17 protein-coding genes are annotated in these 21,607 nt (G+C 67.6%); 8 read left to right on the top strand and 9 right to left on the bottom strand.

Annotated features, from left to right (window positions below):
* Window positions 1-4 precede the first annotated feature (4 nt).
* The 5 genes from ACVOME_RS03900 to ACVOME_RS03880 form a co-directional block, all read right to left on the bottom strand.
* Window positions 5-931: a DUF6607 family protein gene (locus ACVOME_RS03900; protein ID WP_065182789.1), complete on the bottom strand. Its 927-nt coding sequence runs from the start codon at window positions 929-931 to the stop codon at window positions 5-7.
* A gap of 73 nt (window positions 932-1,004) precedes the next feature.
* On the bottom strand, window positions 1,005-1,604 hold the full coding sequence (locus ACVOME_RS03895) for a ChuX/HutX family heme-like substrate-binding protein (protein WP_065175798.1): 600 nt from the start codon (window positions 1,602-1,604) through the stop codon (window positions 1,005-1,007).
* Between the two features lie 4 nt (window positions 1,605-1,608).
* On the bottom strand, window positions 1,609-3,801 hold the full coding sequence (locus tag ACVOME_RS03890; protein WP_481504762.1) for a TonB-dependent hemoglobin/transferrin/lactoferrin family receptor: 2,193 nt from the start codon (window positions 3,799-3,801) through the stop codon (window positions 1,609-1,611).
* Window positions 3,802-3,951: 150 nt separating this feature from the next.
* Window positions 3,952-4,146, bottom strand: coding sequence for a hemin uptake protein HemP (hemP, locus tag ACVOME_RS03885; RefSeq protein ID WP_005412278.1), 195 nt, complete (start codon window positions 4,144-4,146; stop codon window positions 3,952-3,954).
* 193 nt (window positions 4,147-4,339) lie between these two features.
* Window positions 4,340-5,311 carry a potassium channel beta subunit family protein gene (locus tag ACVOME_RS03880; RefSeq protein ID WP_053516475.1) on the bottom strand — a complete coding sequence of 324 codons (972 nt, stop codon included), beginning with the start codon at window positions 5,309-5,311 and terminating at the stop codon, window positions 4,340-4,342.
* Between the two features lie 192 nt (window positions 5,312-5,503).
* On the opposite strand from ACVOME_RS03880, the gene ACVOME_RS03875 reads away from it, so the two are divergent.
* The 6 genes from ACVOME_RS03875 to ACVOME_RS03850 all read left to right on the top strand — a co-directional run bounded on the left by ACVOME_RS03875 (window position 5,504) and on the right by ACVOME_RS03850 (window position 12,948).
* Window positions 5,504-6,802, top strand: a complete 1,299-nt coding sequence (locus tag ACVOME_RS03875; RefSeq protein ID WP_053516424.1) for a NupC/NupG family nucleoside CNT transporter — start codon at window positions 5,504-5,506, stop codon at window positions 6,800-6,802.
* A 25-nt stretch (window positions 6,803-6,827) separates the two neighbouring features.
* Window positions 6,828-7,793, top strand: coding sequence for a ribokinase (locus tag ACVOME_RS03870; RefSeq protein WP_053516425.1), 966 nt, complete (start codon window positions 6,828-6,830; stop codon window positions 7,791-7,793).
* A 241-nt stretch (window positions 7,794-8,034) separates the two neighbouring features.
* Window positions 8,035-9,030 carry a tRNA dihydrouridine synthase DusB gene (gene dusB / locus ACVOME_RS03865; protein ID WP_053516426.1) on the top strand — a complete coding sequence of 332 codons (996 nt, stop codon included), beginning with the start codon at window positions 8,035-8,037 and terminating at the stop codon, window positions 9,028-9,030.
* A 51-nt stretch (window positions 9,031-9,081) separates the two neighbouring features.
* Complete coding sequence (locus ACVOME_RS03860; RefSeq protein ID WP_053516428.1) at window positions 9,082-9,909, top strand: methyltransferase domain-containing protein; 828 nt, start codon at window positions 9,082-9,084, stop codon at window positions 9,907-9,909.
* Window positions 9,910-10,072: 163 nt separating this feature from the next.
* Window positions 10,073-11,932 carry a DUF7657 domain-containing protein gene (locus ACVOME_RS03855; RefSeq protein WP_481504761.1) on the top strand — a complete coding sequence of 620 codons (1,860 nt, stop codon included), beginning with the start codon at window positions 10,073-10,075 and terminating at the stop codon, window positions 11,930-11,932.
* Window positions 11,933-11,943: 11 nt separating this feature from the next.
* A complete protein-coding gene (locus tag ACVOME_RS03850) occupies window positions 11,944-12,948 on the top strand; it encodes a glycosyltransferase (RefSeq protein ID WP_111186341.1) in 1,005 nt (334 codons plus the stop codon).
* A 27-nt stretch (window positions 12,949-12,975) separates the two neighbouring features.
* Here the strand turns inward: ACVOME_RS03850 and ACVOME_RS03845 are convergent, their stop codons facing one another.
* From ACVOME_RS03845 to olsF, 3 genes are all read right to left on the bottom strand, one after another.
* Window positions 12,976-14,052, bottom strand: coding sequence for a metal-dependent hydrolase (locus ACVOME_RS03845; RefSeq protein ID WP_481504760.1), 1,077 nt, complete (start codon window positions 14,050-14,052; stop codon window positions 12,976-12,978).
* Between the two features lie 64 nt (window positions 14,053-14,116).
* Window positions 14,117-14,920, bottom strand: a complete 804-nt coding sequence (locus ACVOME_RS03840; protein ID WP_053516431.1) for a UDP-2,3-diacylglucosamine diphosphatase — start codon at window positions 14,918-14,920, stop codon at window positions 14,117-14,119.
* Window positions 14,917-16,626: a bifunctional ornithine lipid synthase OlsF gene (olsF, locus tag ACVOME_RS03835; protein WP_253119391.1), complete on the bottom strand. Its 1,710-nt coding sequence runs from the start codon at window positions 16,624-16,626 to the stop codon at window positions 14,917-14,919. The genes ACVOME_RS03840 and olsF overlap by 4 nt, the downstream gene beginning before the upstream one ends.
* A gap of 336 nt (window positions 16,627-16,962) precedes the next feature.
* Between olsF and metK the strand changes: the two genes are divergently transcribed.
* Entirely contained in the window at window positions 16,963-18,174 is a 1,212-nt protein-coding gene (gene metK / locus ACVOME_RS03830; RefSeq protein ID WP_053516433.1) for a methionine adenosyltransferase, read from the top strand.
* A gap of 139 nt (window positions 18,175-18,313) precedes the next feature.
* Window positions 18,314-18,820, top strand: a complete 507-nt coding sequence (locus tag ACVOME_RS03825; protein ID WP_053516435.1) for an acyl-CoA thioesterase — start codon at window positions 18,314-18,316, stop codon at window positions 18,818-18,820.
* A 67-nt stretch (window positions 18,821-18,887) separates the two neighbouring features.
* On the opposite strand, the gene ppc is transcribed toward ACVOME_RS03825, so the two are convergent.
* On the bottom strand, window positions 18,888-21,599 hold the full coding sequence (gene ppc, locus ACVOME_RS03820; RefSeq protein WP_481504783.1) for a phosphoenolpyruvate carboxylase: 2,712 nt from the start codon (window positions 21,597-21,599) through the stop codon (window positions 18,888-18,890).
* Window positions 21,600-21,607 lie beyond the last annotated feature (8 nt).

Below are 21,607 nucleotides of genomic sequence, written 5' to 3'. Positions count from 1 at the left end.
GACCCTACTGGGCCTTTTCCACGTACCTGGCGAACACTTCGTCGATCTGCGCGTCCTTCACCTGCTTGCCGTCCTGCAGGTCCTGCGCCTGGGTGAACAGCGGAATGATCATCGCCATCCCATCCAGCTTGGTCTTCAGGTGCACGCCCGGAGCCTGGGTCAGGAAACCGTCCCAGCGCTGGCGGACCTTGGCCCAGTAGCCGGCGGTGGCCTTCCAGTAATCGCGCGCCGGGGTGAAGTCGATCTCGGTGGTCTTCACGTAGTCGTTGAAGCCGAACTCGCGCGCGATCTCCACTTGGCTGCCGTCGGTGTTGCGCTGCACCTTGGTGTTGAACTGCTCGTGGGTCCAGCCGTTCGGGGTCAGGGTGTGGCGGTTGACCACCGCCAGCGCGTTGTAGTCGCTGCGCTTGGTGTACTCACGGCGCGGCAGCGGGCGCCAGCTCAGGTCGCTGGTCCAGCTCGGCACGTTGTTGGTGTAGGTCCATTTGCCGGTGCCGCAGTAGCGCGGTGCATCGCTTACTTCATACACGCACTGGGTCCAGGCGCCCTGGTTCACCGCCGCCGGGATGCTGCGTACCCGCCAGGTCTGGTCGGCACTGAACTCGAAGCGGTTCGGGGCCTCGTAGACCCAGTCCTGGCGCCAGTGCTTGGTGATGTGGCCGCTCTTCTCGTCCAGCAGCAGGTGTTGCAGCACGATGCGCTTCGGGGTGTCCTCGACCACGATGACCATTTCATTGCCGCCGCTGCGCATCGCCGGCGCGCGCTCGTAGCCCGGCTTCAGCAGCACGGTTTCGTCGAAGGCGAAATCCACGGTGTACTCGCCCTGCATGGCCAGGATGCTGTCGTGGTCGCGGGCGATGTCGGAGGGCTGCGCGCTGGCCACGCCGCTGCCGGCGAGCAACAGCAGGACGCTGGCTGTCTGGAATTTCATCGGGGTCTTCCTTCGGGGTTGCAGGTTCGTTGAGAGGCCATCCGTGGCCGTCGGGCGTTCCATCAGGAACAGATCAGAGGCGGATCAGCGGCTGGTCGCCGGGAATCCGTGGTGGCGGCCGGCGCGCGGCGTCGGCACAGCAGCAGTCGTCGATGGCCAGCTCGCCCTCTGCGCCTTCCAGGCGCGCGATGCGGCGTGCGGTGGCCGCGCCCAGCGACGACAGCGTCGACAGGCTGGCCGCCAGGGTGCGGCCGTCATCGGCGGCATGCAGGCGCAGCGCACACAGGCGCCAACGCTGGCCGCCGAGATGACCGGCCAGGCGCCGCCACAGGCGTTCACCGACACTGCCGTCGCTGTCGTGCTGTGGGCCCGGCGGCAGCGCGGCCACCAACCGGTCCCAGGCCAGGAAATCGCTGTCCGGCAGCAGGTACAGGCGCCACACGCAGCGGCCACGGCCGTCAAGGAAGCACAGGCTTTCGCGCAGGCCCTCGCTGTCCACGCCCTGGCAGGCATGCACGCGCACCGCCTGGCGCCAGCCGCCAAGCTCGTTGCCGTCGGCGTGGTAGAGACACAACACGGTGCCAAGCGTGGCCAGCTGTGCCGGGGTCGGCCATGCCGCGCGGTGTGGCGCGGCGATGGAGTCATTCCTGCGTGCGGACAAGGCTCGGCTCATGAGGTCACCAGGACACGGCAAGGCTGGCGGAGAAGGTACGACCCAGGCTGGTGTAGCGATCCAGCACGCGGCTGGTCGGCGACAGCGTCGTACCCACGTTGGACCAATCGATGTAGCGTTTGTCGCCCAGGTTGAACACGCCTACGTTGAAGGTCGCACCCGGGGCGAAGTTCCAATGTGCCATCAGGTCGGCCACGCCATAGCCGGCCGGGCGGTACACCGTGGCCGAGGCGACGCGGTCCTTGCGCTTGACGAACGTGCCGGCCAGTTCGACACCCCAGGCATCGGTGTCGTACATCAGGCCGACGGTGCCGCGCAGCGGGTCGACCGAATCCAGCGGGGTGTCCTCGGTCTTGTTGTCGCCGCGCGACCAGGCCACGGAACTGCGCAGTGCCCAGCCCTGCAGGGTCGGGCTGATCTGGCCGAAGTCGACGCCGGCCTTCAGTTCAGCGCCGTAGATGCGGGCGTCGGCGATGTTGCGCGACTGGAACACCATCAGGCCCTGCGCATTGGTGCCGACCAGCGACTGCGACTCGATGAAGTCCTTGTACTCGTTGTAGTAGCCGCTGACGCTGACGTAGGCAGCCGGCGACAGGAAGCGCAGGCCCAGTTCCATGCCATCACTGGTTTCCGGCTTCAGGTCCGGATTGGGAATGGCCGTGTAGCCGAAGGCGAAGTTGGTGAAGCCGAGATTGACGTCGTTGTACGGCGGCGAGCGGAAGCCGTGCGAGTAACCGGCAAACAGCGACCATTCGTCGGTGAAGCGATAGACCATGCCGAGCTTGGGCGAGACGCTGGTCTTGGTCAGCTTCGCCACCGCCACGCCGGGATTGTCCTCGGCGAAGATGTTGTCCACTTCCGGCTTCAGCTCGTAGCGGTCCACGCGCACGCCCGGCACCAGCGACAGCTTGCCGCCAGCCATGCGCATTTCATCCTGCGCATACAGGCCCAGCTCGGTGGTCTTGCTGATCGGGAAATCGCGTACCGGGAACGCATCGGGCAGGATGGTGGTGCTGGTCTGGCCGTTGGCCAGTACCTGGAAACCATCGCGCTTCTGGCGGATCTCGGTGCGTGCACCCTCGAAGCCATAGGTCAGCGCGTGCTCGACGCTGCCGGTGCTGAAGGCTTTGTTGAACTGCGCCTGCAGGCCGTACACACGCTGGTCGAAGTTGAACTCGCGGTGGCGACGGCTGCGGTTGGCACGGTCCTCATCGGTGATCTGGGTGGTTTCGCTGTGCTGGGTATACAGCTGCCAGTGCAGGCTGTCGGCGAAGCCTTTGTCCAGCGCATCCATTTCATGCGCGAACGACACGCGGGTGCGGTTCTGCTTGTCGCGCGCCTTCATGCCGGTGGTGGTGGTACGGTCGATCGAAGACAGCACGTTGGTCTCGGTCTTGTCTTCGTTGCCTTCCACGGTCAGGCGGAAGCGCTGGTCCTCGCTCGGTGCATAGACCAGCTTGGCCAGACCGCTGCGACCGTCGCGGTCCTGCGGGTTGGGGGCGGTGCGGGTGTTGTCGTTGCTGCGCACGTCACCCTTGTTGTCGGTTTCCTGGCCCTGGCGATGGTTGATGTTGACCATGCCGCTCCAGTGTTCGCCGCCGAACGCCGTGGTGACACCGCCGAGCAGGCCCTTCCATTCACCGTCGTAGCCGAACTTCAGGCCGACGTAGCTGTCCTTGCCATCCTTCAGGTAATCGGCCGGATCCTTGGTGACGAAGGCGACCACGCCGCCCAGCGCATCGGAACCGTACAGCGAGCTGGCCGGGCCGCGCACGATCTCCACGCGCTTGAGCGTGTCCAGATCGGTGAAGTTGCGGTTGGCATTGGAGAACGAACCAATGTTGAAGCTGGTCGGCATCGAGATGCCATCGGTCTGCACCCGCACACGGTTGCCGTCCAGGCCACGGATACGGATGCTGCCCAGGCCGAAGCGCGCGGCGCTGCGGCTGACCGACAGGCCCGGCTCGTAGCGCAGCAGATCCTTGATGTCCTGCACCAGGTGCCGGTCCATCTGCTCGCGGTCGATCACATCGACCGTAGCGGCGACGTCGCTGACCGCGCGTTCGGTGCGCGTGGCGGTGACCTGCACGCGATCGACTTCGCGCGCATCGGGCGCGGCGCTGGCGGCGGTGGCAGCGTGGGCGGACAGCGGCAGCGCCATCCAGACAGCAAGGCAAAGGGCGGTATGGCGGGTCATCGGGTTCGTTCGGTCAGGCAGAGGAACCCCCGGCCACCGGCACGCCGGAGCGTACGCGGTAGACCGAGGGGGAGAGAGCAGGAGCGGTCGGGTCGCCCACCCTGCGGGCAGCGCCCGGCAGGAGGGAGGGAGGCGGGCGACCAGGCCGCGTTACTTGGTCAGGATCAGCTTGTCGTTGCTGGTGTGCCGCAGGCGATAGAAGCGATCGCCATGCTGGATCAGGATTTCACGACGGCCCTTGAGCAGGGCTTCGCTGTCGATGACCTCTTCCGGCGGAACGACGCGGACCGGACGATCGCGGAGGGTCAGTGTTTCGGGGCGCAGCAGTACAGGTTGAGCGTTCATGAGCATCTGGACTCGTGCGAGGGACGAGTTAAATGATAATGATTCTCAGTTGACAATCAACAACCATTCTCAATTTGATTGATGAGATTAATGATCGAAATCCGAAATTCGATAGATTTTGTGAATCAAATGGCGTGCAGCGGTGACCTTGGGGTCGAGCACGGCTCGACTCCCGGCGGGAAAATGCTGCAGGTCAGACGAAGGCGGCTTCGATCCGGGCCCAGCCGGCGGCGTCGATCTGCTCCAGCACTTCCAGGGCCTGCAGGTTCTGCAGCAGCTGCTCGACCCGGCTGGCGCCCAGGATCACGCTGGACACCTGTGGATTGCGCAGGCACCAGGCGATGGCCACGCTGGCCGGGGCGTGGCCAAGCTCGCGTGCCACCGCGCTGAAATGACGGACCTGGGCCAGGCGTGCCTGTGCATCGGCGCCCAGAACCAGATCCTGCAGCCACTCCATGCCCTCGCGGCCCAGCCGGGCGTCGGCCGGAATGCCACGGTCGTACTTGCCACTGAGCAGGCCGGACGCCAACGGCGAGAAGATGGTGGTGCCCAGGCCGGCCCCCGCGTACAGCGGGGCGTACTCGGTTTCCACCCGCTCGCGGTGCAGCAGGTTGTACTGCGGCTGCTCCATCGATGGCCCCTGCAGGTTGTGTCGCGCGGCGATGTCCAGCGCCTGCTGGATCTGTGCCGCCGACCACTCGGACGTGCCCCAGTAGAGCACCTTGCCCTGCCGGATCAGGGTATCCATCGCGTGCACGGTCTCGGCGATCGGCGCGTCGGGATCCGGGCGGTGGCAGTAATAAAGGTCCAGATAGTCCACCCGCAGGCGCTTGAGCGCGGCATGGCAGGCATCGGTGACGTGCTTGCGCGACAGGCCGCGCTGGGTCGGTCGCGGATCCTTGGCACTGCCGAAGAACACCTTGCTGGACACGCAGAACCCATCGCGCGGCAGGCGCAGGTCGGCGATCACATCGCCCATCACCTGCTCGGCGCGGCCATTGGCATACCCCTCGGCATTGTCGAAGAAGTTGATGCCATGGTCCCAGGCCGCGGCAACCAGGTTGCGGGCCTCGTCGCGCGGAATCTGGTCACCGAAGGTCACCCAGGCGCCGAAGGACAGGGCGGATATCGGCAGGCCGGTGGAGCCCAGGCGGCGGTAGTGCATGCGAATCTCCTGCTGCGGGCCCGCATCCGGGCCGGAATCGAGCCCCATTCTACCCGTCGTGCCGACCGCAACCCCTTGCCGTTGCTGGCCCGATCAGTGCCGATGGCCGCGCGCACGCTGCTTTTCCTTGCCCCGGCCCCTGCCCTGCACTAGGCTTCCCGTTTTTCGCGACGCCCCAGGGGAGTCACTCACATGGTCGAAGGTTTGGGCAGGATCGGCTTCGGCCTGTTCGGGTTGGCGGTGCTGATCGGCATCACCTGGTTGTTTTCCAACAACAAGCGCGCGGTGGACTGGAAGCTCGTCGCCACCGGCATCACCCTGCAGATCGCCTTTGCGGCGCTGGTGATCCTGGTCCCCGGCGGCCGCGACGTGTTCGATGCGCTCGGCCACGGCTTCGTGAAGGTCCTGAGCTTCGTCAACGAGGGCTCGAAGTTCATCTTCGGCTCGCTGATGGACGTCCAGAACTACGGCTTCATCTTCGCCTTCCAGGTGCTGCCGACCATCATCTTCTTCTCCGCGCTGATGGGCGTGATGTACCACCTGAACGTCATGCAGGCGATCGTCCGGGTGATGGCGTGGGCGATCACCAAGGTGATGCGCGTGTCCGGTGCCGAAACCACCAGCGTCTGCGCCAGCGTCTTCATTGGCCAGACCGAGGCGCCGCTGACCGTGCGCCCGTACATCGCCAAGATGACCCAGTCCGAGCTGCTGACCATGATGATCGGTGGCATGGCCCACATCGCTGGCGGCGTGCTGGCGGCCTACGTGGGCATGCTCGGCGGGGGCGACCCGACCCAGCAGGCGTTCTACGCCAAGCATCTGCTGGCGGCCAGCATCATGGCCGCACCGGCCACGCTGGTGGTGGCCAAGCTGCTGATCCCGGAAACCGGCACCCCGCTGACCCGCGGCACGGTGAAGATGGAAGTGGAGAAGACCTCCAGCAACATCATCGACGCGGCGGCGGCCGGCGCCGGCGACGGCCTGAAGCTGGCGCTGAACATCGGCGCGATGCTGCTGGCCTTCATCGCCCTGATCGCCCTGCTGAACGCCCCGCTGACCTGGCTCGGCGAAGTGACCGGCCTGGCCGCACAGATCGGCAAGCCGACCAACCTGTCGACCATCTTCGGCTACCTGCTGGCACCGATCGCCTGGGTGATCGGCACTCCGTGGGCCGACGCCACCACCGTGGGGTCGCTGATCGGACAGAAGGTCGTGATCAACGAATTCGTCGCCTATACCGAGCTGTCGCAGATCGTGAACGGCCAGGTCGCCGGCGTGACCCTGTCCAATGAAGGTCGCCTGATCGCCACCTATGCGCTGTGCGGCTTCGCCAACTTCAGCTCGATCGCGATCCAGATCGGCGGCATCGGTGGCCTGGCCCCGGAACGTCGCCACGACCTGGCCAAGTTCGGCCTGCGCGCGGTACTGGGCGGTACCATCGCCACCTTCATGACGGCGACCATCGCCGGCGTGCTGACGCATTTCAGTTGAACCCTAGTTCGAGAAAAGATTCCCTATGAGCAGCAGTGTCGTTGTCGTCGGTTCCTTCAATGTCGATCACGTGTGGCGGTGCGAGTCGCTGCCGGCACCGGGCGCGACCATTGCCGGCCGCTACAGCACCGGCCCCGGTGGCAAGGGCTTCAACCAGGCCGTGGCCGCATGCCGCGCGGGCGCCGACACCCACTTCGTGTGCGCCCTGGGTGATGACGCCGGCGGTGCCACCGCCCGCGACCTCGCCGGCCAGGACGGTTTCGCGCTGATCGCCGAAGCCAGCAGCGAACCGACCGGCACCGCCGGCATCTATGTCGATGCACGGGGTCGTAACACCATCGTGATCGGCCCGGGCGCCAATGCCGCCCTGAGCACCGATTTCCTGCAGCAGCAACAGGCGCTGCTGACCGGTGCCCGGGTGGTGCTGGTGCAGCTGGAGTCGCCGGTGCAGACCATCGAGGCGGCACTGGCTGCCGCCCGCGAGGCCGGTGTCACCACCGTGCTCAACACCGCACCGGCCGACGCCCCCTCGACCATCGGCCTGCTCAAGCTGGCCGATGTGATCACCCCGAACGAGACCGAGTTCGCCGCCCTGCTGGGCCGCCATGTCGGCGAGCGCGTGGATGCCAACGACGTGGCCGCGCTGGATGGTGCCAGCCTGCATGCGCTGTGCCGCAAGCTGGTCGGCAACGGTACCGTGGTGGTGACCCTGGGCTCGGTGGGCGTGTTCGTTTCGCATGCCGATGAGAACCTGCGCGGCGACACCCAGCCGTACTACCGCGTGGGTGCCGAGCAGGTGCAGGCGATCGATACCACCGGTGCCGGCGACGCCTTCAACGGCGCGCTGGCCGCCTCCCTTGCCCAGCTGCCGGAGGCGCCGTTCGCACGCCATGTGCGCTTCGCCAACCAGTTCGCGGGCCGCTCGACCGAGAAGGAAGGCGCCGCAGCGGCGATGCCACGGCTGACCCCGGCCGACGTGGAAATCCGGTAGGTCCACGCCGCAGCTGCATGAACCGGCCCGGGCGCGCAGGTGCCCGGGCCTTTTTCTGCCTGCGCCCATGCAGGGCACGCAGCCCTGCCCCAGCCGCCCACGATGACCCGCCACTGGGGGGCGGCGGAAGCAACCGTCAAGCATCTGCTGATGCCCGTACGGCATGAGGTCGGTCCGGATCGGCCTGAACCGGCGCCTCGCCGACCCGGCCATGTGACCGCCTGCGGCCTACAATGGGCGCATGCAGATCGGCCCCTACACCATTGCTCCCAACGTCGTGCTGGCGCCCATGGCCGGCGTCACCGACAAGCCGTTCCGCCTGCTGTGCAAACGGCTGGGCGCGGGCCTGGCCGCCTCCGAGATGACCATCAGCGACCCGCGCTTCTGGAACACGCGCAAGTCGATCCACCGCATGGACCATGAGGGTGAACCGGCACCGATCAGCGTGCAGATCGCCGGCACCGAGCCGCAGCAGCTGGCCGAGGCGGCGCGTTACAACGTCGACCATGGTGCGCAGATCATCGACATCAACATGGGCTGCCCGGCCAAGAAGGTCTGCAATGCCTGGGCGGGTTCGGCGCTGATGCGTGATGAATCGCTGGTGGCGCGCATTCTTGCTGCCGTGGTCAACGCGGTCGATGTGCCGGTCACGCTGAAGATCCGCACCGGCTGGGACTGCGACCACCGCAATGGGCCGCTGATCGCGCGCATCGCCGAGGACAGCGGCATCGCCGCCCTGGCCGTGCACGGCCGCACCCGCGATCAGCACTACACCGGCCAGGCCGAGTACGCCACGATCGGCGAGATCAAGGCCGCGCTGCGCATTCCGGTGATCGCCAATGGAGACATCGATTCGCCGCGCAAGGCCGCCTTCGTCCTGCAGCAGACCGGCGTGGACGCAGTGATGATCGGTCGCGCAGCGCAGGGCCGGCCGTGGATCTTCCGCGAGGTGGCGCACTACCTGGCCACCGGCGAGGAACTGGCCCCGCCGTCACTGGCCGAAGTGCGCGATATCCTGCTTGGCCACCTGCACGCCCTGCATGCCTTCTACGGCGAGCCGCAGGGCGTGCGCATCGCGCGCAAGCACCTGGGCTGGTACGCCAAGGACCGGCCCGAGAATGCGGCGTTCCGCGCCGTGGTCAACCGCGCCGAAGATCCGCAGAGCCAGATCACGCTGACCACCGAGTACTTCGACCGACTGATCGCCGGGCAACCGGCGCTGCCGTCGGCTGCCTGACCCCGCACGCCCCGCAGTCGACCCTGCACGACGCACCACGAGCCCGCGACCATGACACCGCCGATTTCCTCCCCCACCTACCTGCACGGGTTCTCCGGCACCGAACAGCAGCGCCTGATGACCCAGGCCCGCCTGCTGGAATCGAGCATCTTCGGCCAGATCGACTACGGCAGCGCACGACGCCTGCTGGAAGTCGGCAGCGGCGTCGGCGCGCAGACCGAGATCCTGCTGCGCCGCTTCCCGGACCTGCACGTGACCGGCGTGGACCTGAGCGAAACGCAGCTGGCGACCGCCCGCGAGAACCTCGCGCGCACGCCGTGGTGCAGCGATCGCTACACCCTGCAGCAGGCCGATGCAGGCGAGCTGCCGTTCGAGGCACGCAGCTTCGATTCGGCATTCCTGTGCTGGGTGCTGGAGCATGTACCTTCGCCGGCCCGCGTGCTCAGCGAAGTGCGCCGCGTACTCGCACCGGGATCGCCGGTCTACATCACCGAAGTGATGAACGCATCGTTCCTGCTCGATCCGTATTCGCCGCACATCTGGCGTTACTGGATGGCATTCAATGATTTCCAGTACGACCACGGCGGCGATCCCTTCGTCGGCGCCAAGCTCGGCAACCTGCTGCTGGCCGGTGGTTTCCGCGATGTGCATACCGAGATCAAGACGATCCACCTGGACAACCGCGAGCCGGCGCGGCGCAAGACGATGATCGCGTTCTGGGAGCAGCTGCTGCTGTCGGCCGCCGAGCAGCTGCTGCAGGCCGGCACCGTGGACGAGGATACGGTGGAGGGCATGCGTCGCGAGTTCCGGTTGGTGCAGAACGATCCCAATGCCGTGTTCTTCTTCTCGTTCGTGCAGGGCCGCGCGACGGTGTATTGACCGGCGCCTGCACCGCTGCGCTGCGGCAGTGCCACGCGCCGCATGGCTGGCAACCCGCTAGAATCGTCGCGGGCTGGCGTCGAGGACGGGCGCGCGCTGGACCCGGCCCCTTCCGCATGCGCGGCAACGGGACCACCGAGCTCCGCGCCTGAAGGGATTCCTGATGACAGCACGCGCAACGACTCCGGGTAGCACGCTGCCCCTCGCCGCCCGGGAAGGCGGCCTGCTGGATGGCCTCGACTCCCGCCAGGCCCGTCTGTGCCTGGGCATCGTGGCGGTGCTGTGCCTGCTGTATGTCGCATTTGCACTGACGCCCTCGTCGTATGCGATGGCCAGCCAGTACCTGGGGCTGGCGCCGATCGAGCCCCTGCTCGGCAAGGCGCGGGGCATCCGCATGGACGAGTGGATGGTCTACACCCCTTACGTGCAGATCGCGGTGGCCAACGACTTCGGCGCGACCAACGCGTTTTCGCCGTACCACGAGACGCTGCGCTCGTTCCAGGCGCTTCCGCTGCTGGACTGGGGCCTGCTGTTCAAGCCGTACCACTGGGCCTTCTTCATCCTGCCACCGGCCAACGCCTACTCGTTCTTCTTCATGTTCATGGCGATGGCGTTCCTGTGCGGCTGGGCGCTGTTCCTGCGCCAGCTGCGGGTTCCGCCGCTGGCGGCCGTGCTGGTCGCGCTGACCCTGTACTTCTCGCCCTACGTGCAGGTGTGGTGGACGACCAACTGGGGCGCGTTCGCGCTGGCCCCGTGGGTAGCCGTGGCCTGGCTGCGGATCGGCAAACGCTGGCTGCGCATCCTCGCCAGCGCCTACGCACTGGTGGTCTGGCTGCTGGCCGTGGCCTACCCGCCCTTCATCATTTCAGCGCTGCTGGCCATGGGCGTGCTGGTGCTGGCCTTCCGCCGCGATGCGTTGACAGTGGCACGCCTGCTCGATGCGGCGGTCGCCGGCGGCCTGGCGTTGCTGGCGTTCCTGGGCTATTTCCACGAAGCGATCGAGATCGTCCGCAACACCGTCTATCCCGGCCAGCGCGAGAGCGCCGGCGGCGGGGTCAGCCCGGTCGCGCTGCTCACCCACGGGTTCCCCAACCTGATGACGCGCGGGTTCTATCCGCTGCCTGCGTTCGAGCCGTCCAACGCCTGTGAGATCGCAGTGTTCAGCAGCCTGCTGCCGCTGTTCACCGCCGTCCTCGCCGACTGGACGCAGGTGCTGCGCTGGGCGCGCGGCCACCGGCTGTCGCTGGGGGTGCTGGCCGCCGGCATCGCGCTGGTCGCCTGCTGGATCTTCCTGCCGGTGCCGCTGCGGATCGGCCAGCTGACCGGACTGTCGATGGTGCCGCCCACCCGTGCGTTGCTGGCATTGGGCCTGCTGCTGAACATCGGCTGCGCGATCGTGCTGGTGCGCGGCGGGGTGCGCCTGGGACGCGGCCGCCTGCTGCTGCTCGCGGCCCTGCTGCTGGCGGGATGCCTGCTCAAGTTCGCCTTCGGCCAGGGCAGTTTCAGCCGGCTGCATGCCAGGGCCGATGCATGGCCACTGCTGTGCGTGGGCGTGCTGGCCTTCGCCGCGCGCCGCCCGCGGTTCGCCGCGCATCCGGTGGCGCTGGTGCTGGCGGTGGCCGCGCTCGGCAACGTGCTGACCAACGGGCTGTTCAATCCTGTGCAGTCGGCCCGGCCGATCTTCGACATGGACCGCAGCGCCGTGCTGGCGTCGATGCAGGCGCGCGGTGCACGGCAGGCTGCGGACGGAGCGCTGGTGGTGGAAGGGCGCTACGGTGCGCTGCTGTCCGGCGTCGGTATCCCGGCAGTCAACCACACGCTGTATTTCCCGCAGCTGGCGTACTTCCGCGCGCGCTTCCCGGACATGCCCGAAGACCGCTTCAACACCACGTTCAACCGCTATCACCATGTGATGGTCAGCGACGTCGCCGAACCCCGTTCGATGTACGCCGACCTGGTGGAAGTGCCCGCAGCCGCGATGCTGGCCGCGCCCGCGCAGCCGCCGGCACCGCCGCAGCCCTGAGGACGATGCAGATGAACGCCCACGCGCGCCCGGCCACGCCACCGAAGATCGCCGTCATCATTCCCTGCTACCGGGTGACCCGCCACGTGCTCGGCGTGCTCGCAGCGATCGACGATGCGGTCACCGCGATCTACTGCGTTGATGATGCCTGCCCGGATGGCAGCGGCCGGATGGTCCAGGACAGCACGCGCGATCCCCGGGTCAGGGTGCTGTTCCATGCGCAGAACCGCGGCGTCGGTGGTGCGATCAAGACCGGCTACCGCGCGGCCATCGCCGAGGGCATGGACATCCTGGTGAAGGTCGATGGCGACGGCCAGATGGATCCCACACTGCTGATGGACTTCGTCGCTCCCATCGCCGAGGGCAACGCCGACTACACCAAGGGCAACCGCTTCTGGAACCTCAGCCACATCCGTCGCATGCCGCTGTTGCGGCGGATCGGCAACCTCGCGCTGTCGTTCATGAGCAAGGCGTCGTCCGGCTACTGGCAGGTGTTCGACCCGACCAACGGCTACACCGCCATCCACGCGCGCGTTGCCAGTCACCTGCCCCTGGATGCGATCAGCGACCGCTACTTCTTCGAGACCGACATGCTGTTCCGCCTCAACACGGTGCGTGCCGTGGTGCAGGACGTGGCGATGGACGCGCGCTATGCCGACGAGACCAGCAACCTGCGCATCAGCCGGGTACTGGGCGAGTTCGCCTTCAAGCACGTGCGCAACACGCTCAAGCGTGTCGGCTACAACTATTTCCTGCGCGACCTGACCATCGCCTCGCTGGAGCTGATCGCCGGGCTGGGACTGCTTGCCTTCGGTGGCGTGTTCGGCGCGTACCACTGGATCGCATCGGCATCGGCGGAGGTTGCGACGCCGGTCGGTACGCTCATGATCGTCATGGTTTCGCTGATTTCAGGTCTGCAGTTCCTGCTGGCATTCGTCGGCTTCGACATCGCCAATGCGCCGCGCCAGGTCCTGCATCGCTCGATCCAGCTCAACCGCACAGCACCGCCGGCCTGACGCCGGCACAGCATCTCCGCCTGCCGATCAATCGCCCGCGTGCACCGGGGCACCACCGCCGGTGGCGCCCGTCGCTGCCGGCGCATGCCAGATCCGCTGCCACATCGCGGCCAGCCTGACGCCGACATCGGCGCGCGCCGCTGGGCTGCTGTAATCCGTGCGCCGCTGCTCGGGCACGATCGCCTGCCAGCGCCCATCGGCCTGCCGTGCCACCGCGAAGTTGAAGGTGTAATCCGGCTCCAGGCCCATGCGCAGATCACTCAGCACCAGCATTCCGTCCACTATCTGCGCACGCATGAAGCCACGGTTGAACCACTGCAGGCGTTGAACCGCCGGAATCGACTGCGCTTCACGCAGGGCCTGCACATTGGACGGGTGGCCTTCGAACTGCATCGGGCCGCGGTCGGCCACCAGCGAGCGATCGCCGACCACGTAACCGTTCGGGGTCATCGCCACCACCCGCCACAGCAGGGTGTTGAACGGCATCGGCACCGAGAATCGTGGTGCATCGCCCAGCCCCATGGCCGCAAGGCTCTGCTGGGCGGCACGGTCGACCTGAGCCTTGGCCAGCAGGCCCCATCCCAGGTAGCCGGTACTGAGCACCAGGGCGAGCCCGAGCACCTTGCCGGCCCACGGCCGCGCGCGCCCGAACCACGCCACCACGCAGCCCAGCAGCAGCCATACCGTGTACGCCGGATCGATGATGAAAACACTTGAGCCCATGGTCGGGTGTGGCCGCAGTGGCCACCACAGCTGGGTGCCGTAGACGGTGAGCGCATCCAGCAGCGGATGGGTGACCAGCGCCAGCTGGATGGCCCAGAACCAGCGCAGCGGCGACTGCGCCACCCGCCCCCCGCCGTAGCGCTTGAACAGCCACCAGATCAGCGCCGCCACCCAGGGCAGCACCAGCAGCGAATGGCTGAAGCTGCGGTGGTCGACCATCACCGCTACGGGATCCTCGGCAGTGAAGCCCAGCCACAAGGCATCCAGATCCGGCAGGGTGCCGAGTGCGGCACCGGCCAGCAGGGCCGCGCGGCGATGTCCGGGCGGGGCGATGGCAGCGGCTACGGCGCCGCCGAGAACGATCTGGGTCAAGGAATCCATGGCCCGATGCTAACGGCTTTGCCGGGCGACAGCAGAGCCCGGACGGTGGCCGGTGCCGCTGGGGTCAGGCAGCCGCCGCGCGCCGGGCTGCGCCGGGCAGCTCCACCAGCGTCCGCCCATGGTGATCGAGCAGGCGCAGCGCGCCGTCATGATCTTCGGCCAGCGCGGTCAGGCTCTCCACCCAGTCGCCGTCGTTGGCGTAGACCAGGCCGTCGCGCTCGACCAGCGCCGCACGGTGGATGTGCCCGCAGATGATGCCGTCCAGGCCGCGCCGGCGCACGTCGTCCAACCCGGCCTGCACGAAGCGCTCGATGTAGCGCTCGGCCGCTCCACTGCGCTTCTTGAGGAATTCCGACAGCGACCAGTAGCGCATGCCCAGCCGGCGGCGTACGGCGTTGAGCGCCTGGTTGCCGGTCAGGATGCGGTAGTACAGCCAATCGCCGAACTTTTCCTGCAGGCCGCCGAAATGGGTGACACCGTCGTAGTCGTCGCCATGGGCGACCAGCAACCGTCGCCCATCGGCGGTCACATGGATCGCACGACGGCGCACCTGCATCGCCGGCAGCATCAACCCGCAGACATGGCGCAGCGAGGCATCGTGATTGCCGGGGATGTAGATGATCTCGGTACCGTTGCGACGCAGTGCATGCAGCGCCTGGATGACGTCGCTGTGCGACTGCCGCCAGTTGGCGCGATGATGCGCCATCCACCACAGGTCGATGATGTCACCGACCAGGTACAACCGTTCACAGCGCAGCTGGGTGAGAAACACGGCCAGTTCGGCCGCATGGCAATGGCGCGACCCCAGATGCACGTCGGAGACGAACACGGCGCGACGGTGTGGCGACAACGTCGCCAGCGCGCTCATGCCTGCGCTCCGGCATCACGCAGGTAGCGCTTGCGCTTGTGTGGTCGGATCGCGCACAGGTCCACCTCGATCAGACCGTCGATCGAGTCGCTGAACGCCGGGTCGACGCCGAACGCAAGGAAGCGCGCGCCACCGGGCTCGCACAGGTCGGTGTACTGGCGGTACAGGGTCGGCACGCCGGTCCCGAGTGCGGCCAGGTTGGCCTTCAGGACATCGAAGGCTGCGCCCGCATCCAGTTCGCCGAAACTGGGCGGTGCCGCGAAGTACTGGAAGGGCCGGTTCGACTCGGCCAGGCCGGCGATGCCGCCGTAGTAGCGCTGGTAGTAGGCCACCAGTTGCTCGCGCGCATCGCGCGGCAGCGCCGCACTGATCGATACCGCACCGAACAGGTAGCGGATGCCGGGCCGGCACTGCAGGTAGGCGCCGATTCCCTGCCACAGGTAGTCCAGGCTGCGGCTGCCCCAGTAATCGGGCACTACGAAGCTGCGGCCCAGCTCCAGCCCCTCGGCGATATGGGTGATGGCATCGTCGGAATAGCGGAACAGCGACGCGCTGTAGAGCCCTGCCAGTCCGCGCCGGGCCAGGGCGTGCGCGCCCCGCATGATACGGTACGCGCCCGCGATGCGCTGCGCGGCAGCGTCCCAGATCACGATGTGCTCGTACTGCGGATCGAAGGCGTCCAGGTCGCGGCTGTGGCCGGTACCCTCGCCCACCTGGCGGAACGTCAGCTCGCGCAGGCGTCCCAGTTCCAGCAGCAGCGGCGAGTCGGCGCTGCAGCTGGCCAGCAGGATCTGCTTGCCGTCGGCGGTCTGTCCAAGCCGGACAGCGCCAGCGATGGCGGCCGCCACCTGCGACGGCGGCACCGGTGCGGCCAGTGGTTCGGGGCCGGCACCGGCAGTCTCGCCGGGGCGCAGGTCGCGGCCCAGCGCATACACCGCGCGCCGTACCGCCAGCAGCTGTTCGCCCGGGTCGCCCTGTCCCAGCTGCATCGGTTCACCGACGCGCAACCGCAGCGGCCGACCACGCCGCGCGAACATCTCGCGCGCCAGCAGCGCGGTGCCGGCTGGCTTGAACAGGGTCGAGGCGCCGTAGAACAGGGCCGAATTGCGTGCCTCCACCCTCACCGGCAACACCGGGGCGCCGGCGGCCCGGGCGAACCTGACGAACCCGCGCTGCCAGCGACCATCACGGATGCCGCGCAACGACAGCCGGGATACCTCGCCGGCCGGAAACACGATCACGCACTGCTCGGCGGCCAGCGCCTGCTCCACCGCCTGCAGGCTGCCGCGCTGGACCTTGCCGCCGAGGATGCGGACCGGCAGCAGCAGGTCCTGCAGGGGGCCGATGGCGCCCAGCAGATCGTTGGCCACGATCCGCACATCGCGGCGGATGCGGCCGACCGCGTCCAGCAGCGCCAGCGCGTCGAGTGCACCGGAAGGATGATTGGCCACGATCAGCAGACGGCCCGTGGCCGGAATGCGAGCCAGGGCGGCCGGATCCACCTGGTACTGGCCGTCCAGGAACTCCAGTCCGGCGGCCACGAAGCCGAATCCGCGCACGTCAGCGTTGCGCCGCAGGAAGTCCTCCACCCGGTCCAGCCGCGACCAGCGACCGACACTGCGCAGCAGTGGCCGCGCGAGCTGGCCGCGGCGGCCGTGGAACCACTCCGGAAAGCGTTGCTGCAGACGCTGTTCGAGTTCCTGCATGGCGTGCTCACTGATACCCGGCGGCCGGATTGGCCGACAGCCTGCGCCTGGCACGCGGCAAGCAAATGGCGGTTTCGGGGCAGAACGATGACGGCCGGCCCCGCTCCGGCAACGCCGGAACCGCCCCTTCCCCCCCGCAACACGGCCTTGCGGCAATGGTCACGCCAGTGGAACACTGCCTGCGCACCGTGTCCTGCAGACGCCCGCCAGGCCTTGTGCCAGAGGGCACGTCACCTTAACCACCGGCAACCCGTACGGGTTCACAATGCACAGGCGGCGCACCCCGTGTATGATGCGCGCCCATCTTTCCATCCGAATCAAGGGATATTAAGCCTGATGTCCAGCTACCTGTTCACCTCCGAATCGGTCTCCGAAGGCCATCCGGACAAGATTGCCGACCAGATCTCCGACGCGGTGCTGGACGCGATCCTGACCCAGGACCAGCGCGCCCGCGTGGCCTGCGAGACCATGGTCAAGACCGGTGTGGCCATTGTTGCCGGTGAGATCACCACCAGCGCCTGGATCGACCTCGAAGCGCTGACCCGCAAGGTCATCCTGGACATCGGCTATGACAGCTCCGACGTCGGCTTCGACGGCGCCACCTGCGGCGTGCTGAACCTGATCGGCAAGCAGTCGCCGCACATCGCCCAGGGCGTGGACCGCAAGAAGCCGGAAGAAATGGGCGCGGGCGACCAGGGCCTGATGTTCGGCTACGCCACCAACGAGACCGACAGCTACATGCCGGCCGCGATCCACCTGTCGCACCGCCTGGTCGAGCAGCAGGCCAAGATCCGCAAGAAGAAGAACTCGCCGCTGTCGTGGCTGCGCCCGGACGCCAAGAGCCAGGTCACCCTGCGCTACGAGAACGGCGAAGTGGCCGCCATCGACGCGGTGGTGCTGTCCACCCAGCACGCCCCGGGCATCAAGCAGAAGGACCTGATCGAGGCCGTCCGCGAAGAGATCATCAAGCCGGTGCTGCCGGCCAAGTGGCTGCACAAGGGCACCAAGTTCCACATCAACCCGACCGGCAAGTTCGAGATCGGCGGCCCGGTGGGCGACTGCGGCCTGACCGGCCGCAAGATCATCGTCGACACCTACGGCGGCTGGGCCCGTCACGGTGGCGGCGCGTTCTCCGGCAAGGATCCGTCCAAGGTTGACCGCTCGGCCGCCTACGCTGCCCGCTACGTCGCCAAGAACGTGGTCGCCGCCGGCCTGGCCGACCGCTGCGAAGTGCAGGTCTCCTACGCCATCGGCGTGGCCGAGCCGACCTCGATCTCGGTCACCACCTTCGGCACGGGCAAGATCAGCGACGACAAGATCGAGAAGCTGATCCGCAAGCACTTCGACCTGCGCCCGTACGGCATCATCAAGATGCTGGACCTGATCCACCCGATGTACCAGCAGACTGCGGCCTATGGCCACTTCGGCCGCAAGCCGAAGGAGTTCAGCTACCTCAACGGTGCCGGCGAGACGGTCAACGCCACGGCCTTCTCCTGGGAGAAGACCGATCGTGCCGCCGCCCTGCGCGCCGATGCGAAGCTGAAGTAAGACAGACGAAGGGCCGCGCAAGCGGCCCTTCTGCTTTCTGTAGAGCCGAGCCCATGCTCGGCTTTCTTTTGCCTACGCCGAGAGCAGCCGAGCACGGCCCGGCTCTACACGAGCTGCGCCACGCCGATACAATCGCTGCATGTCGACCGAACTCAAAACCCACCAGCTGTCCATGACCGTGCTGATGTCGCCGGAGATGGCCAACTTCTCCGGCAAGGTCCACGGCGGCGCCATCCTGCGCCTGCTCGACCAGGTTGCCTACGCCTGCGCCAGCCGCTACGCCGGCAGCTACGTGGTCACCCTGTCGGTGGACCAGGTGATGTTCCGCCAGCCGATCGCGGTGGGCGAACTGGTGACGTTCCTGGCCTCGGTGAACTACACCGGCACCTCGTCGATGGAGATCGGCATCAAGGTGGTGGCCGAGGACATCCTCAAGCGCAGCGTGCGCCACGCCAACAGTTGTTTCTTCACCATGGTGGCGGTGGACGAAGAGGGGCGGCCAACGCCTGTCCCCCCGCTGCAGCCCGCCAGTTCGGACGAAAAGCGCCGGCAGGCCGCCGCGCTGATCCGGCGCCAGCTGCGGCAGGAAATGGAGCAACGGCACCTGGAACTGCTGGCGTCCAATCCGCCTTCGCCTGAAGAGTGAGAGCGTGCGGGGCAAGCCCCGCACCCACCGAGGCGGGTAGCGCCGGGCCATGCCCGGCGGATGCGGATCACCCGGTGTTCTGCACGCCCTGCGAAACACCATTCACGCAGGCCACCAGCGCGCGCAGCAGTTCTTCGTCCTCCCGCCCGCTTTCGCGCCAGCGCTGCAGCAGGTCCACCTGCAGCACGCTGATCGGATCGACGTAGGGATTGCGCAGGCGGATCGACAGCGCCAGTCGCGCATCGTGCTCCAGCAAGGTCTGCTGGTCCATCAGTGCCAGCAGCCAGCGGCGGGTCAGCGCCAGTTCGTGCTGGATCTGCGGGAAAAAGCGCCCGTGCAGGTCACCGGAGAGACGCGAGAACTGTTCGGCGATGGTGATATCGCCCTTGGACAGCACCATTGCGATGTCGTCCAGGAAGGTGCGGAAGAACGGCCAGTCGCGCGCCATGTCGCGCAGGACAGGTTCATGGCCGGCATCCACCGCCGCCTGCAGGCCGCTGCCCACGCCATACCAGCCGGGAATCACCGCGCGGGCCTGGCTCCAGGCGAATACCCACGGGATCGCACGCAGATTGCCCAGTGCCGCATCCTGGCCGAGACGACGCGACGGCCGTGAACCCAGCGTCATCCGCTCGATCACATCGATCGGCGTCGCCGTACGGAAGTAATCCATGAAACCGGCCTGGCCGACGAAGACGCGATAGACCTCGCTGCTGGCGGCGGCGACCACGTCCATCACCGGTCGCCAGCCCTCCTCGCGAGGTTCCGCGGCACGCGGACGCAGACTGGCCCGCAGCACCGCACCGGTGGCCTGCTCCAGCGATCGCAGCGCCAGCGCGCGGATGCCGTACTTGCGGTGGATCACCTCGCCCTGCTCGGTCACGCGCAGGCGACCATCGATGCTGCCACGTGGCGACGCGTCCACCGCGTGCGTGGTCTTGCCACCGCCCCGGCTGATCGAACCACCACGGCCGTGGAAGAAGGTCAGGCGGATGCCGGCCTCGGCCGCCACGTCCAGCAGTTCCACCTGCGCACGCTGCAGGCCCCAGCGCGAAGCGGCGATGCCGCCGTCCTTGCTGCTGTCGGAATAACCCAGCATCACCATCTGCACATCACCGCGTGCCCGCAGATGAGCGCGATAGACCGGATCGGCCAGCAGGTCACGCAGCGTCGCAGTACCGCGCTTGAGATCGTCCACCGTCTCGAACAGCGGTGCGATGTCCAGCGGCACCGCGCCGTCCTCGTCAGCCAATCCGCCACGGCGCGCCAGCGCCAGCACGGCCAGCACATCGCTGCGATCATGTGCCATCGAGATGATGTAGCTGCCCAGCGCCTCGCTGCCATGCCGCGCGCGCGCGTCGGCCAGCGCCGCGAACACCGCATCCAGTCGCTGGTTGCCCTCGTCGTCACCCACCGGCAGCGGCTGCTCGCCGCTGGCGTGTGGGCCGAGCAGGCCGGCGCGGGCCAATGGATCCAATCCTTCCCAGGCCGCTTCGCCGCCCAGCACCGCCGCCAGCGCGCGCGCATGCACGCTCGATTCCTGCCGCACGTCCAGCCGCGCCAGATGGAAGCCGAACGTCTTCACCCGCCACAACAGTCGCTGCACGGCGAATCCGCCGGCATGCTCGCCACGGTTGGCACGCAGGCTGTCGAGGATCAGCTGCAGATCGTCGATCAGCTCGTCCGGGCCTGCATAGGCTCCCTCTGCATCGTCCAGGGTGGCCTGCAGGCGCGCACGCATGCGGTCGTTGAGCAGCCGGTACGGCATGTCGGCGTGCCGCGGGCGCGACTGCACCTTCGGCAACAGCTGCTGGTAGTGCGACACGCGCGCCTGCAGCGCATCGCTCACGCCCACCCGCTCGGTGGACTGGCTGAGCAGGCTGGCCAGCTGCAGCAGTTCCTTCTGGTAGCGCCCCAGCACTGCCTGTCGCTGGGCATCGAGCGTGCTGCGGATGGTGCGGGCGTCCACGTTCGGGTTGCCGTCCATGTCGCCGCCCACCCATGTGCCGAAACGCAGCAGGCGCGGCAGCGCCAGTTCTTCGCCATAGGTATCACGCAGCGCCTGCTGCAGGGATTCGTACAGCACGGGTATCACCCGGTACAGCACCTGCACCAGATAGAAGCCGACATGCTCGCGCTCGTCATCGACCGTCGGCCGCACCGGCGAGGAGTCGGTGGTCTGCCAGGAAGCGGTCAGCGCCATGCGGAAGCGTGCAGCATCCGCTGCCGCCTCGCCCGGCGTGCGCTGGCCGTCGAGGTTGTCGACCAGGCTGGCCACCATCAGCTGCTCTTTCTCCAGCAGTGCGCGGCGCACGGCTTCGGTCGGATGCGCAGTGAACACCGGTTCGATATCGATGCGCGGCAGCCACTGCGCCAACTCATCCAGCGTCACGCCCTGCGCCTTCAGGTGCTGCAGCGCATCCTGCAGGCCATCCGGCTGCGGCGCGGCAGTACCGGCGCGCTGGTAGTCGCGGCGGCGGCGGATGCGGTGCACGCGCTCGGCAATGTTGACCACCTGGAAGTAGGTGCTGAATGCCCGCACCATCGTCTCGGCCTGCTGCGGCGCACGACCGGCCAGGCCATTGGCCAGCTCCGACAGCGGCGCCTGGTTTTCGCGGCGGGCGATGGCCCGCGTGCGCACATCCTCGACATCGTCGAGGAAGGTTGCCGAAACCTGCTCGACCAGCAGGTCGCCGACCAGCGCGCCGAGCCGGCGCACGTCATCGCGGAGCGGAAGATCGGGAGAAGCAAACTCGATGCTGCTGCGGTACTCGTTCATCGGCGACG

This window comes from Stenotrophomonas sp. STEN008 (genome assembly GCF_056760435.1).
This window is presented reverse-complemented; position numbering and strand designations above follow the sequence as displayed.